Annotated in this window: 9 protein-coding genes and 1 pseudogene; 4 read left to right on the top strand and 6 right to left on the bottom strand. The window is 61.9% G+C overall.

Annotation, left to right across the window (positions count from 1 at the left end; translation table 11 throughout):
- Positions 1-37 precede the first annotated feature (37 nt).
- The 4 genes from AC1Q5S_RS00920 to AC1Q5S_RS00905 all read left to right on the top strand — a co-directional run bounded on the left by AC1Q5S_RS00920 (position 38) and on the right by AC1Q5S_RS00905 (position 6,482).
- Positions 38-1,621, top strand: coding sequence for a GMC family oxidoreductase (locus tag AC1Q5S_RS00920; RefSeq protein ID WP_060984647.1), 1,584 nt, complete (start codon positions 38-40; stop codon positions 1,619-1,621).
- Between the two features lie 154 nt (positions 1,622-1,775).
- Positions 1,776-3,416 (top strand): 3-(methylthio)propionyl-CoA ligase, encoded by a 1,641-nt coding sequence (locus tag AC1Q5S_RS00915; protein ID WP_060984646.1) that lies wholly within the window; start codon positions 1,776-1,778, stop codon positions 3,414-3,416.
- A gap of 82 nt (positions 3,417-3,498) precedes the next feature.
- A complete protein-coding gene (locus AC1Q5S_RS00910; RefSeq protein WP_082753187.1) occupies positions 3,499-4,155 on the top strand; it encodes an OmpW/AlkL family protein in 657 nt (218 codons plus the stop codon).
- Positions 4,156-4,430: 275 nt separating this feature from the next.
- Positions 4,431-6,482 (top strand): TonB-dependent receptor family protein, encoded by a 2,052-nt coding sequence (locus tag AC1Q5S_RS00905; RefSeq protein WP_066786152.1) that lies wholly within the window; start codon positions 4,431-4,433, stop codon positions 6,480-6,482.
- 253 nt (positions 6,483-6,735) lie between these two features.
- Here the strand turns inward: AC1Q5S_RS00905 and AC1Q5S_RS00900 are convergent.
- From AC1Q5S_RS00900 to AC1Q5S_RS00875, 6 genes and pseudogenes are all read right to left on the bottom strand, one after another.
- Positions 6,736-7,062: pseudogene (locus tag AC1Q5S_RS00900) on the bottom strand (transposase); the annotation flags it as partial.
- Between the two features lie 71 nt (positions 7,063-7,133).
- Positions 7,134-8,627 (bottom strand): methyl-accepting chemotaxis protein, encoded by a 1,494-nt coding sequence (locus AC1Q5S_RS00895; protein ID WP_082753186.1) that lies wholly within the window; start codon positions 8,625-8,627, stop codon positions 7,134-7,136.
- A 94-nt stretch (positions 8,628-8,721) separates the two neighbouring features.
- Positions 8,722-11,268, bottom strand: a complete 2,547-nt coding sequence (locus tag AC1Q5S_RS00890; RefSeq protein ID WP_066786146.1) for a LuxR C-terminal-related transcriptional regulator — start codon at positions 11,266-11,268, stop codon at positions 8,722-8,724.
- A gap of 181 nt (positions 11,269-11,449) precedes the next feature.
- Positions 11,450-11,869 (bottom strand): Zn-ribbon domain-containing OB-fold protein, encoded by a 420-nt coding sequence (locus AC1Q5S_RS00885; protein ID WP_082753185.1) that lies wholly within the window; start codon positions 11,867-11,869, stop codon positions 11,450-11,452.
- Positions 11,866-13,077, bottom strand: coding sequence for a thiolase C-terminal domain-containing protein (locus AC1Q5S_RS00880; protein WP_060984642.1), 1,212 nt, complete (start codon positions 13,075-13,077; stop codon positions 11,866-11,868). Before AC1Q5S_RS00880 ends, AC1Q5S_RS00885 begins: the two co-directional genes overlap by 4 nt.
- Entirely contained in the window at positions 13,074-14,627 is a 1,554-nt protein-coding gene (locus AC1Q5S_RS00875) for a class I adenylate-forming enzyme family protein (protein WP_492238228.1), read from the bottom strand. The genes AC1Q5S_RS00880 and AC1Q5S_RS00875 overlap by 4 nt, the downstream gene beginning before the upstream one ends.
- Between the last annotated feature and the right edge of the window lie 8 nt (positions 14,628-14,635).

Raw genomic sequence — 14,635 nt, 5'->3', positions numbered from 1 at the left:
GTGCCACTCTATTTTTATAAATCTCCTGGGACAAGTTTTGAAATTCGATTACATCATCGTAGGCGCCGGGTCGGCCGGCTGTGTGCTGGCAAACCGTTTGAGCGCGGACCCGTCGAACCGCGTTTGCCTGCTCGAGGCGGGGCGGTCCGATGACTCCTCGCTGATCCGCACGCCCATGGGCCTCGTGGGCTTGCTCTCGACCCGCAAGTACAACTGGTATTTTGACACCGAGCCGCAAGCCGAACTCGGGGGCCGTCGCCTGTACTGGCCGCGGGGCAAAACAGTCGGCGGCAGTAGTTCGATCAATGCCATGGTCTACATGCGCGGACACCAGGCTGATTACGACGAATGGGCGGCGGCGGGAAATGCCGGCTGGGCCTACAAGGATCTGCTGCCGATCTTCATGGAACACGAGCACAACGAACGCGGCGCCTCGGCGCATCATGCAACCAATGGACTGCTGAATGTCGCGGATGTGCGCTCGCCAAACCCCCTGTCGCACCTGTTCGTTGAAGCCGCCGTTCAAACTGGCATTACACGCAACATGGACTTCAACGGCGCCCAACAGGAGGGGGCCGGGCCGCACCAGGTAACCCAAAAGAACGGGGAGCGCTGGAGCAGCGCGCGGGCCTTCCTGCACCCTGTCATGGACCGGCCGAACCTGACGGTGCTGACAGGCGCCCATGTCACGCGCATCCTCTTCTCGGGCCGACAGGCCGTGGGGGTCGAGATCGAGCGCAAGGGCGAGCGCCAAAGCATAGAAGCCGAGCGTGAAATCGTTCTGAGCGGCGGTGCGATCAATTCGCCCCAGTTGCTGCTGCTGTCCGGCGTCGGTCCGAAGCAGGATTTGGCACGGCACGGCATCGGCCTCGTGGCCGATCTGCAGGGCGTGGGCCAGAACCTGCAGGACCATCTCGATGTCACGGTGATGATCCGCGACCGCAGCAAGCAAGCCGTTGGCGTGGCGCCCGGCTTTCTGCCAAGAGCGGTTGCCGGTCTCTGGCAATACTGGCGCAAGCGCGAAGGCTTCCTGTCCAGCAATGTGGCCGAGACCGGCGGCTTCGCCAAGCTCTCGCCGCAATCGGAGTTGCCGGAAGTGCAGTTCCACTTCCTGCCGACCTATCTGCGCAACCACGGCCGGAACCTCGCTCCCGGCTACGGGGCCACCTTGCACATGTGCCAGTTGCGACCAAAGAGCCGAGGCTTTATTGGCCTGAAAAACGCCGACCCGCTGGCCGCGCCGATGATCCAGCCCAACTACCTGAGCCATGCCGACGATTGGGACGAGATGTTGCGCGGCCTGAAGCTTGCGCGGCGCATCTTTGAGGCGGACGCCTTTCGCCCGGTGAACGGCGGCGAGGTAGCCCCGGGCGTCGGCGTGTCCAGCAACGAAGATTTGCGGGCCTACATCCGCCGCTCCGCGGAAACCATTTATCACCCCGTGGGCAGCTGCAAAATGGGGCGCGACGGGATGGCCGTGGTCGACGATCAGTTGCGGGTGCACGGGCTGTCGGGACTGCGTGTTGCCGATGCGTCGATCATGCCGACGATCATCGGCGGCAACACCAACGCCCCCTGCATGGTGATCGGCGAAAAGTGCGCGCGGGCCATCTTGCGCTAGCCACAACCGCACACCATTGCGTGCGCAAACAAGCGCCTCCCTCACCCCACAAACCATGGGTGTGAGTTCCCTCCGCGAGGCACCACGGTGCCTACGAACGCACTGGCCGGCCACCGGCCAGGCCAGCTTTAACAACGACACTTCTGGAGATTTCATGAACGGACAAATGATGAGCGGCCCCCTGCTCATTTCCTCACTCATCACCCATGCGGCACGCCATAGTGGCGATGTGCCCATCGTTTCGCGCCGGATCGAAGGTGACATCCACCGCACCACGTATTCACAATTGCACGACCGCGCGCGCCAGATGGCCCACGCGCTCGGCGGGCTCGGCGTACAAGCGGGGCAGCGCGTCGCCACGCTGGCCTGGAACGGCTACCGGCACCTGGAACTGTACTTCGCCGTATCCGGCAGTGGTGCGGTGCTGCATACCCTCAACCCGCGCCTGCACCCGGACCAATTGCTGTACATCCTCGACCATGCCGAGGATCAGGTGTTGTTCTTTGACCTGACCTTCCTGCCCCTGGTTGAAGCCGTGGCGGGGCGCTGCAAGACGGTGCGCCACTTCGTCGCAATGATCGACAAAGACAAGATGCCTGCGAGCAAGCTGCCCAATCTGCTGTGCTACGAAGACCTCATCGCGGCGCAAAAGCCTGACTTCGTATGGCCCACCTTCGACGAAAATACCGCCTCGTCGCTGTGCTACACGTCCGGCACCACGGGCAACCCCAAGGGCGTGCTCTACAGCCACCGCTCGACGATGCTGCACACTTACGCATCGGTCATGCCAGACGCGATCGGCATCTCGTCACGCGACTGCGTGTTGCCGGTCGTACCGATGTTCCACGTCAACGCCTGGGGACTGCCCTACAGCTGCGCGATGGTCGGCGCGAAACTGGTGCTACCGGGGCCGGCGCTGGACGGCAAGTCGCTGCACGAGCTGATTGCCACCGAGCAGGTGTCCTTTGCGGCCGGAGTGCCCACCATCTGGCTGGGCATGCTCCAGTACGTCGAGCAAAATTCGCTCAGTCTCGCCCCCCTGCAGCGCACCATTATCGGCGGCTCGGCGGTGCCACCGAGCATGATGCGGTCTTTTGAAGACGGCTATGGCATCGAGGTCATCCACGCGTGGGGGATGACGGAGATGTCGCCGCTGGGCACGGTGTGCCGGCTGCGCCAGAAACACCTGGCCGACCCGCTGGATGTGCAGCATGCGCGGCTCGAGAAACAAGGCAAGGCGGTGTTCGGCGTGGACATGCGCATCGTCGATCCGCAGGGCGCTGACGTCGCGTGGGATGGCAAGTCGCAGGGCGATCTGCTGGTGCGCGGCCCCTGGGTGGTCCAAAGCTACTTCGGCCCTGATGGCGCCCAACCGCTGGTCAGCGATGAGACGGGCGCGCAGTGGTTCCCCACCGGCGACGTGGCCACGATAGACGCCGACGGCTACATGCAAATCACCGATCGCAGCAAGGACGTGATCAAGTCCGGCGGTGAGTGGATCGGCTCGATCGACCTGGAAAACGTCGCCATGGCGCACCCGGCGGTGGCGATGGCTGCGGCCATTGCTATTCCTCACCCGAAGTGGGATGAACGGCCCTTGCTGGTGGTGGTGCGCAAGCCGGGTACGGAAGTCACGCGCGAAGAATTGATCGAGCACTACAAAGGCAAGGTCGCCTCCTGGTGGGTGCCTGACGATGTGGTGTTCGTGGACGCCATTCCGATCGGCGCGACCGGCAAGATGCTGAAGAACAAGCTGCGCGAGCAGTTCAAAGACCATCGGTTGCCGGGGGTCTAAAAGGTTTGCGGCCCATGAAAACCACGCCGCAAAAAGCAAGCCCGGCGATTTGCCGGGCCCACATCAACGCAATGGAGACAAAATGAAAAAATCGAATATTCGGCGATTGGCCAGCTTGACTGTATTGTGCGCAATCACAGGCGGTGCTGCTGCACAGGAATCGCCATGGTTTGTACGCATGGGTGCCACATCGGTTCAACACCAGTCGGATGCAGATATTGCTGTTGGGGGGGGGGCAGTGCCCGGATCTGGTTTAAACCTGAGCGACGCCTCGGCCCTCACCGCCGAGTTTGGGTACTGGCTCACGCCATCGGTGGCCTTGCGAGGGCTGGTGGGTTTTCCGCTGCTGAAGACTCGTGCCGAAGGTCGCGGGACGCTGGCGCCTGTTGGCGAGTTGGGAAAGATCACTTATGCGCCTTTGGTGGTTACAGCGACTTACAGCTTTGACCTGGGGTCTGTCAAGCCTTACGTCGGTGCTGGAATTGGCTATGTCGGTATAACGGATACGAAAGACGGTGCACTGAAGAACCTGAAAGTGGACAGCGGGTTTGGTAGTGTGCTTCAGGTGGGCGTCGACATCCCCATCGACAAGACGTGGGGCGTGTTCCTCGACTACCGTAAGTTGTACTGGAAGACCAAAGCGACCGGAACGGTTCCCGCATTTGGAGGCGCACCCGCACAGGTTGATTTGAATCCGTCTCCATCCGCAGTGACCATCGGTGTATCCATGCGGTTTTAATGGCTCACCTTTGGCCTCGCGTCGTGTGTAGCAAACTGCGGGCACGCAATGTGTGGTCAAAGGTATTGACATCCCAGTCCATGCTGTGCCGCCCCTCATGCCACTGACAGGAGGGATTCTTATGACAGGACTGACGCGTCATCACCCATTGTTTGTTCCAGCGTATTGCCGTTTTCAATTCCGCCACCCCGACTTCTGCCAAACAATTTGTCAAGGAATAATACATGCGTCCAGCAGGTGAGAAAAGTAGGAGGACTTTGTCCGCCAAAACAGCCTTGACCCTGGCCGTGACCTCACTGTTTTATCCATGTGTCGATGCGCAGACGCTGGCGGACGTCGTGGTGACCGCCTCACGGGCTCAACAACGCAGTTTTGATGCGCCGGCCGCCATTCAGTCAATTGATCGCGACACGATTCAAAACGCCGGGCCTCAGGTCAATCTATCAGAATCGCTCAACCGGGTCCCAGGTTTGACGATCCTGAACCGGCAGAACTATGCGCAGGATCTGCAGCTGTCCATCCGTGGTTTTGGCGCACGCTCGACCTTCGGCATCCGGGGCATCCGTTTGCTGGTCGATGGCATTCCGGCCACCACGCCGGATGGCCAGGGCCAGGGATCGTCGATCAGCTTGACCTCCACCGAGCGTATTGAAGTGTTGCGCGGACCGCTGGCGCAAATGTATGGCAATTCAGCGGGCGGTGTGATCCAGGCGTTTACCCGGGATGCCCCCGAGCAAGCGGAAGTGGGGGCACAGTATTACCTGGGGTCCTTCGGCATGCAGCGCTCCGACTGGCAATACGCGGGACGTGCTGGCGACTACGGCCTTGTGGTCGACTACAGCACGTTTGACACCCAGGGCTACCGCGACAACAGCAAGACCGAGCGCAAGCAGTTCAACGGAAAGTTGAGTTTCAATGCCAGCGAAAAGACGCATGTGAATGTGGTTTTCAACCAGTTTGACATGCCCCTTGCCCAGGATCCTTTGGGCCTCACCGCCGCTCAGTTAGCCGCAAACCCGGCGCAGGCGGGGAATAATGCGGTCAGCCGACGAACCCGCAAAACGGTGCTGCAAAACCAGCTCGGCAGCTCGCTGGTGCACACCATTGATACAGAGCGGGCCGTGACTGCGCGTCTCTATTACGGCACCCGGGACAATCTTCAGTACCAGACACTGGGTGCAACCGGAGCATGGGTGGGGCTGAATCGACACTACTATGGCGCCGGCCTGCAGTACAACGCCCAGTCCAAACTAGGCGGCATACCGGTGCGGTGGGTCGCGGGGTATGAGTTTGATCGCTCCCAAGAGAAGCGTCAGGGCGGCGTTGCGGCACTGGGCGAAAAAGCGTCCACCACACGCAACGAAGACAATCGTGCCGAAAACAATGATGTTTTCATCCAAGCGAGCGCCCTGGTCTCGGACAAAGTATCGATGGTGGCAGGCCTGCGACACAGCACGGTCCGTTTGAGCAGCGCTGACAATTACCTCAGCGATGGCAACGGATCTGGTTCGGTCAGCTACCAGGCTGCCAGCCCGGTGCTGGGGTTGACCTACCATGCGTCCGATGACCTGAATCTGTACGCCAATTACGGCAAGGGGTTCGAGGGTCCCACGCTGGCTGAAGTCGCCTACAGTGGCGGGGGAACACCTGCATTCAATACCGCCATCAACGCGTCAAGCAGTCAGCATTACGAACTGGGGATCAAGTGGGCACCAAGTTCTCGGTTACGTCTTGATTTCACCCTGTTCCAGATCAACTCGGATGATGAAATCGTGGTCGCCAGAAGTAGCGGTGGTAACACCTCTTTCAAAAATGCACCGGGAACACGGCGAACAGGATGGGAACTTACGGGCAGCACCCAGCTAGCAGCCAATTGGCAAGCGACGTTGGCCGCAACCCAGATTGACGCGACCTTCTCACAGGCCTTTACCAGTGGCACGTCCGGCATAGCTTCCGGTAATCGTATCCCCGGCATCCCAAAGCATTTCATTTTCTCCGAGTTGCTGTGGTCGAGCCAGTCCCTGGACGGTGCAAAGAGGTTACCCAAGCCAGGCAGTCAGGTCGGCATCGAGTTCACGCAAGCCGGCCGACTGTATGCAAACGATACCAATACGGCGTCTGCCGATGGTTACGCTACCTTGAATTTGAAAGCAAGTCACGCCTGGGCAGTGGGTGCTGGCAGTCTGACGGTCTATGGCCGGATCGACAACCTCACCGATGCGCGTTACGTGGGGTCGGTCATTGTCAACCAGGCTTTGTCTCAGTTCTATGAACCGGCACCCGGAAGAACTTGGACACTGGGACTTCGTCTGATCTTGCCGCTTTGAATTGGTCGTGCTGGCCTGGGGTGAGGACTATGCGTATTGGCCTTGTGGGAGGTCGTGCTGTTGCGACCGTGGACAAGTCATTGAATACTGGCTTCATCTGCGTCCAGCCCAAGCCTTCGCTCAATCTTTTGTTGGTCCTGCATCGGTGGCAACGTTCAGAAATATCGGTCAAATCGTCTGCCACGATAATACGGTTGCGTCCGGCCGAGTTGGCCCGATACCTTGCCTGATCGGCTGCCTCACCCGCAACTTCCTTTTTTCCCCGATCGGTCGGATTGCGGCCGAGCGCTTCTTGCGCCAGGGGTGCCTTGAACATGGCTGCGTCAATGCTCTGCCAACGCCACGCGATACCTTGCACCTGGTCGTACTCAGTCAGCCCGGCTTTCCAGATGGCCTCGAAGGCGCCCGCTCTCTCCCATTCAAGAAATCGCTTGCGGACTGCGCTGGCACTGCCAAATCGCTCCTGGGGCAACGCTTTCCATTGACAACCCGTTCTCAGCACATACACGATGGCCTCGAACACCAGCCGCGCTGGCTTGGGTGGGCGACCAGCGCCGGGCTTGCGCACATACGCTTTGTCGGTAGGGCGCTCACGCACAGGCTCCGTTTCGTCGTATAAAAGTCTTTTGTCGCACCCCATGCCGACCGGTTTCAGGCAAGCAAGCCCCCAGACGTCAGCTTGAAGACCGCAACCGTTTGCACCAGCTCCTGCGCCTGCGATTTGAGGCTGGAAGCCGCTGCGGCCATCTCCTCCACCAGCGCCGCATTTTGCTGCGTCGCCTGGTCCATTTGCATCACGGCCTCGCCCACCTGCGCAACGCCTGCGGCCTGCTCGTTGCTGGCCGCACTGATTTCACCCATGAGGTCGGTGACCCGCTTGATGGCGCTGACTACCTTGGTCATGGTGGCACCTGCCTGGTCCACCAGCACCGCACCCTGTTCCACACGCTCCACACTGGCATTGATCAGGGATTTGATTTCCTTGGCGGCTTCGGCACTGCGTCCGGCCAGACTGCGCACCTCGCTGGCCACCACGGCAAAACCACGGCCCTGCTCACCGGCGCGCGCGGCTTCCACTGCCGCGTTCAAAGCCAGGATATTGGTCTGGAAGGCAATACCCTCAATCACGTTGATGATGTCAGCCATCTTCGTGGAGCCGTCGCTGATGCCTTTCATAGTTTCCACCACCTGGGCCACGACCTCACCCCCCTCCGTGGCAACGCTGGAGGCACTCATGGCCAACTGGTTCGCCTGGCGGGCGCCGTCTGCATTCTGCTTGACGGTGGCACTGAGCTCTTCCATGGAGGCCGCGGTTTCTTCCAGTGCACTGGCCTGGCTTTCGGTGCGGGCCGATAGATCGTGGTTGCCCGATGCAATCTCGGCGCTGGCAGTGGAAACGCCTTCGGCGCCCTGGCGCACGCTGGACACTGTCTTGACCAGGCTGGTCTGCATCTGCTCAAGGCTGATCATCAAGCGGCCGACCTCATCATTCGAACGCGCCACGATGCCCCCCGAAAGATCTCCTTGGGCAATGCGGCTCGCCACACCCACCGCATCCTCCAGCGGCCCGAGAACCGCCTTGCGCAGACCCCAGAAGATGGCCAGCAGCACCAAGCCCCCCAGCAAGTTGATGGTGAACACAACCGTCTGAACAAAGCTTACCGCCTCAGCTACCAGCGGGGCGAAAAGGTCGGAGTTGCGCTGTACGATCACCATTTCGGGTTGCAACCGCTCGACCAGCGCCGGGCTCACGGAGAGGCCGGGTTCGGCCTCGATGATCTTTCGCATGCGCTCCAGATCGTCGATGTCTTGGTGCGGCAAGTTGATGATGTCACCGAAACCGACCAGGCGGAACAGCCCCTGCTCGATCTTGAACAACTCGACATCAATCTGCGCGGCAATCCACTGCCCACGCCCAATCAAATTGAGCAGAACGTCCTTGTCGAGCGCAGGCGCCGATCCACCGGAGGTAACCCTTTGCATTGCGTGGGTCATCTGCATGACGGCCTCAAGGTGGTCCCGCTCAAGGTGGTGAAACCGCGCGGCCTTGCTAAGGTAGCGTCCGCCCAGCATCACCAGCACAGACACCACGAGTACGGCTATCAAACCAAAGCGAAATCTCTGGCGCAGGGTCAATCGGGACATTTAACAACTCCTGAAACTGAAAAGGATTTCCACACAAGTCCTGTCCAGCAATATCGGCTATCAAGGCACTTTTCTCAAACCCGTGAGACTCTCGTCAAACGAGCAGCCAGGCCCGGCTACGGGCTTCCCGCAAAGCGGCGGTGCGGTTTTTGACACCCAGTTTCGCGTACAGGTTGTGCAGGTGCCACTTGACTGTGCCCTCGGTCAACATAAGCCGCCCCGCCACTTCGCTGTTGGACAGGCCATCAGCCAACAGGCGCAGGATTTGCAGTTCGCGCTCGGTCGGCCGCTCCTGGTCGGTGTGTACCGCAGCCTGGCGCGCAATAGCGGAACCCGTGGCAGACAGCAGCGTGCGCGCGTACAAAAGCGCGGGGGTTGGGCTCTGCGGCTTGTCGACCACTCGGCGCAGGAGGCTCTCTAATTCGGCACCCTCGTCAAGGTACAGACGCACGTAGCCGTTCGAGGCAGCAATGCGCAGGCTTTCCATCAACGCACTGTGGGCCTCGTCCACGTTCCCCGTCCGGTCGAGCGCCAGTGATCGCAGCATCAGCAATTCGGCCAGCTTGTGCTGCTGGTGACTGCGCCATGCCCGCCCAATGCCGGAATCGACCCATTGCAAGGCAAGTTCTGGCCGGCCCTGTGCGAGATCGAGCCGTGCCCAGAGTCGCTCAGCTTTGTCGCGGTGAAGGCTGGTGTGCGGCGCTTGCGGTAGCAGGCCGTGTTCGACCGCCATGCGCCGTGCAGCCTCGGCATCTCCGGCCCGCACGAGCAGGAGGGCGCGTTCGGCCACCATCGTCAACCGCAGACGCGCGAAGCCGCGCGCCAGCCCGACCCGCTCACCCTCGGCTGCCACGTCGAGTGCACCCGAGATGTCGCCCCGCGCCGCTTGCAGACGTGACGCCGCCACATAACCCGCAACCATCGCATCCACGATGCCCTGGTGCGGCAGCAGCGGCAAGGCCGCTTCTGCTTCCACCATCGCGCCCGCGCAATCGTTGCGTTCATAGAGCAGCAAGGCGCGGATCGCGCGCAGCATGGCCACCAGTCCGGTGGCCCCAGGCACAAAAGCTGGTGCTTCGGTCAGCGCCGAGGAAGCGTCTGCCAGGGCATCCCTATGCCGCCCTGCCTTGAGCAGTGAGGCGGCCGATACCACTCGCACCCACATCAGCCCGTAAGGCGAAGGAATGGCATCGAATTTAACTTGCGCCTCGCGCAAGGACTGGGCGGCTTCGGCAAAGCGTCCATTGCATTTGTGCGCATAGGCCAGAACCGTCTGCGCGGCACCGTGGTCGAAGGGGTCCGAGTCCGGCGGCGGTCCAGCCAGCCACTGGCGCACAAAAACTTCGGCATCCGCCGCGTCATCACGCAGGGCTGCGAGCACACCCCGCTGGAGAACCGTTGTGCCCAGGGTCGTGAGTGCGACGGCCGAGCACGTCTTGCCGCAGGCGCGCTCGATTCGCGCCAGCCACGACGCCGCTTCGGCATAACGGCGCAGAAATATGAGCGCCCACGCCGCATACAACATCAATTCGCTATCCAGCTCGGCGCTGCGTGACTCCACTTGCGTGAGCATGTCCATGAACGTTTCGTGCCGGCCCTCGCCTTTCACCAGCTGACGTGCACAACCGGTCAGATAGGACGATGCAAGCATCGCGTCGTTCCCCTCCAGTGCTGTGCGGATGGCCCGGTAACCCTCGCCACGGGTATGCCACCATTGGGCACAACGCGAACGCAACGCTGACGCGCCAGAGCCCGCCGCGTCAATCAATCGCGTCAGCGCCCGCTCAGCCACCAGTGCATGCAAAGCGTAGAACGGTTCACCTGCCACGAGTCCTCGACGCTGCACGATGCCCAGCCGTTCCCCCTCGGCGATCGCCTCCGCACCCTCGGGCGCATCGAGCGCGGCCAGCAGCGCCATTGTGAAGTCGCCAACAGCGGCCATCACGAACAGCGCCTGCTGGCGGGCCGGCGCCATGCCCAGAAAGAAGCTTTCATAGACAAAGCTGTCCATCAGCATGTTGCTGCTTTCGGCGGACTCCTGCAAACCGCCACGACTGGCTATCGCAAGCCGAACCAGTGTCGGCCAACCCTCGGTGATGCCGAGGATGCTGTCTATCTCGTCGTCCTGCGCCGACAAGCCGCAACGGCGCGCCAACTCTCGAACGTCCTGCGCGTCGAACCTCAGATCGCGCTCCGTCACCCAGCGCACCAGCCCGCGCGAGGTCATGGTGGTCAGATCGAGTTCCATCCCGTCCCGGCCGCAAACCACGAAGCGCACATGGTCAGGCGCAGCGACCAGCAGACGGCTCAGGATGAAAGCACTCTTGCTGCCGCGCAGCGCATGCACATCGTCGAAGAACAGCACCACGGGCCGGGGGCGTTCGCCAAGAGCCTGCAACAACTCCATCAGGCCGCTCTCGACCGCTGCCGCCGCGTCGGGAGCGGTCATCGCGAGGGGCTCCGACGGACCTCCGACGGCCTTCAGCAAGGAGTGCACGAAGAAAACGGGATCGCGCCAGGAAGCGTCGAGCCCGACCCACAGGGGGTCGGCGTCGTCTTTGCAAGCGCGAAACCATCCTCCCGCCAGCGTCGTCTTGCCATAACCGGCTGGCGCAAAGACAGCGACGATTCGATCGCTCATGGACAAAGGCAGAAGTGCGCGCCGCGTCACCGTGGCCGATGTATCGCCTGGCGGCACCCACTCACTCGCCGTCTGAGACAACGACGACGCCGGAGCGGCGAGAGGGGAAACGCAAGATGTCATTTTGGGATGGGTTATTTCATGGCGGCGCGAAAATGATGACCCTGCAGTATTCTTGCGATCAGACCGCCCGGAATCGCGGCAGTGCCATGCCGCCCCCGGCGGGCTCGCAGACCAACTCGACTGCCATGTCGAAACCCACAAGCGATGGGTCGGCGCCGGCAAAGGAGCTGATCATCCGCGGTCCTTCTTCGAGTTCGACCAGGATCACGGCATAGGGCGTATCCTGCTTGAAGGCCGGCCCGGGCGCCCGGTGAACGACGCTAAAGGAGTGCACTTTGCCGCGGCCGCTTGCGGCACGGTGCTCCAGGCGCTCGCTGCCGCACGCGCGGCAGATGGCCTGCTGGTAGTACTGCACGTGGCCGCACGCCTGGCAGTGTTGCAACAGCAATTTGCCCTCGTTGATGCCCTTCCAAAAAGTTTGCGAATCCGCATCCGGCATGGGCAGCGGCTTGATGTGGGCGTCTTGGGGATTGATCACAGCGTCGCCTCCGTTCCCAAAATAGTCGTCGCGTTGGTTGCGAAGCCTGCCCCCAGGCTGTGTACCAGTCCGAGTTCGGCACCCGCCACCTGGCGTTCGCCGCAGCGTCCGCGCAACTGGTTGATGACCTCGTAAAAGTGGAACAGGGAGCCCGGCATGCCCGAGTGCGCGAACGACAGCAGGCCGCCGTGCGTGTTGCATGGAATGGCACCGCCGTAGGTCATCTGACCATCATCGACAAAAGGCCCGCCCTCGCCCTTGGCACAGAACCCAAGGTCCTCCAGCATCATGATCACCGTGCCGGTGAAGCAGTCATAGACCCCGGCCACGTCAATGTCCTTGGGTCCGCAGCCGGCCATGGCATAGGCTTTGGCACTCGACTGCACCGCGCCGGTGGCAGTGAGCGAGGGCATCAAGAAGATGTGCTCGTGCGTGTAGCATTCGCCGCCACCCAGGATGTAGACCGGCTTGGCAATGCCCAAGGCCTTGGCACGCTCGGCCGAAGTGACGATGAAAGCCGCACCGCCGTCCGAGATCAGCGAGCAGTCCAGCTTGTGATAGGGGGTTGTCACCATGCCGGAATTGAGCACGTCGTCAACGGTGAGTGGGTCGGTCATCTGCGCCCCCGGCGTGCGGCGTGCGTGTTCACGGTGGATCACCGCCACCTTGGCCAGCTGCTCGGAGGTGGTGCCGAATTCCTTCATGTGCCGGTGCGCGGTCATGGCGAAGGTGTTGGCCACGGGAATGCCGAATGGCATCTCGTATTGCTGGTCCCGGCTTTCGGTCATCGAGCGCAAGGCGAGGTCGGGCGACAGGCCGGTCAGCAGGCTGTCTCCACCGACCACCAGCACGGTTTCGGCCAGGCCGCCGGCAATCGCGGCGGCGGCGATATTGAACATCGTCGCCGCCGTGGCGCCCGAGACCTGCAGCGTGTTGGAGAATGTGGGCTGGATGCCGAGGTACTCGCTGAAGGCGACGCTGAAACGATGGAACGGCGAGGCGAAGGCAGCGCTTGACAGCACGCCGTCCACCTCGTGCTTGCCGATGCCGGCGTCGGCCAGCGCCTTGCCCGCCGCATCAGCCGCCAGCGCGAGTGCGCTCTTGCCCGGCACGCGCCCGACCGCCGAAAGACCGGCGCCGATGATCGCGGTCTGGCCGCGAAGCGTCTGTCTCGATGACGAGGAAGACGATGGTTTGAAACTTGTCATGGTGATTCAGAATGGGGACGATCTGAGGCTGCGGGGACGCGCAAATGCTGGCGCAATTGCGCCTTGAGGATTTTGCCCACCGGATTGCGCGGAATCACGTCGATCAGCTCCATGCGCTCAGGCAGCTTGTAGGTCGCCACGCCGATCTGCTTCAGGTGCGCGACGATGTCTTCCAGCGTCGGTGGCCGCGCCTTGTCCTTGGGCACGACCATGATGCAGGTCTTCTCTCCCATGATGTCGTCGGGCACAGCCACCGCCGCCACCTCTTGCACGCCAGGGTGGGTCAGCACCAGATTCTCCACCTCGGCAGCGCTGATATTGAAGCCGCCGCGGATGATGATGTCTTTCTTGCGGTCAAAAAAGCCAATGTGGCGCTCGTCACGCACGATGAAGAAATCGCCGGTACGAAAGAAGCCGTCCGGAGTGAACGAATTCGGCGCAAGGTCGGGCCGTCGGTAGTAGCCGGCAAATACGTTCGGCCCGCGGTAGACCAATTCGCCTACCTGGCCCGGCTGCGTGCACTCCCGGTCTTGCTCGTCGAGCAGCTTGGCCTGCACGCCTTCCATATTGGACGGCCATTCGAGCCCTGGCTTGCCCCACCAGGGGAAATGGTCCGAGCGCATGGCGAAGTCCGGCACGTCAACCGGTCCGCCGACCAGGCCAGTGCCCTCGGTCTGCCCCCACAGGTTGCAGATTTCGATGTTCCAGCGCCGTTTGAACTCTTCCATGCTCCAGCGCGACGGCGGTGCCGAGCCGGTGGCGATCGAGCGGATCGACGAGAGGTCAAGCTGGTCGACGTTGGGCAGCTTCAGAATCATGTTCAGAATCGCTGGCACCAGAATCGTGAACTGAACGCGCTCCGTGAGTATCTGCTTGAGAAACAGTTCCACATTGAGCGGATGGTGCAACAACAGCGTGCCGCGCGCCGCCAGCCAGCTCAGCCAGGCCACAGCGCCAGTCATGTTGACCATCGGTGCCGGTGCCAGCACACGGTCGCCCTCCTGGATGCCCGCCGTGTTGGGCAGCAGCCGCATCTGGTAGAGCCAGTTGTTATGCGACATCGGGCAGCCCTTGGCATACGATTCGGTGCCCGAGGACCAGCACAGGCTGAAGATATCGTTGGGGCCGATACTGATCGCGTCCAGCAACGCCTTGTCCGGCGCCTGCGCGGACATGGCAGTGATGTCTTCGAGCGCCAATGCATCGCAGCCCAGCTTGTCAGCCATGGCGATGTGATTGAAGCCCTTGAAATCCTTCACGCCGATGTACAGTCGTGCCCGACTGGCATCAAAAACGTTGCGCAACTCGGTTTCGCGCCACTGCATCGCCACGGGCGACAGCACGCCGCCGGCACGGGAAACAGCAAAGTACAGCGCAATCAACTCCCAGACGTTGGGCAGCTGCGCGACCACAACATCGTCTTTTTTAACCCCCCGGCGGACCAACCCGGTGGCAATTGCATCGACGGCGTGGCCGAACTCGCGCCAGCTCACCGAGGTGGCGGGCGTGCCGATCAGCGCCTCGCGGTCGGGGGTGTCGACGATGGCCACCCGTTCAG

Source organism: Acidovorax sp. GW835-FHT14B10 (assembly GCF_058793725.1).
The sequence above is the reverse complement of the archived record's forward strand: the minus strand, read 5'-3'. Positions and strand labels throughout refer to the sequence as shown.

Bases quoted from the DNA above. Each gene is read 5' to 3' on its own strand.
- AC1Q5S_RS00915 (WP_060984646.1), top strand. From the start codon at position 1,776: ATGAACGGACAAATGATGAGCGGCCCCCTGCTCATTTCCTCACTCATC.
- AC1Q5S_RS00910 (WP_082753187.1), top strand. From the start codon at position 3,499: ATGAAAAAATCGAATATTCGGCGATTGGCCAGCTTGACTGTATTGTGC.
- AC1Q5S_RS00895 (WP_082753186.1), bottom strand. From the start codon at position 8,627: ATGTCCCGATTGACCCTGCGCCAGAGATTTCGCTTTGGTTTGATAGCC.
- AC1Q5S_RS00890 (WP_066786146.1), bottom strand. From the start codon at position 11,268: ATGAGCGATCGAATCGTCGCTGTCTTTGCGCCAGCCGGTTATGGCAAG.
- AC1Q5S_RS00880 (WP_060984642.1), bottom strand. From the start codon at position 13,077: ATGACAAGTTTCAAACCATCGTCTTCCTCGTCATCGAGACAGACGCTT.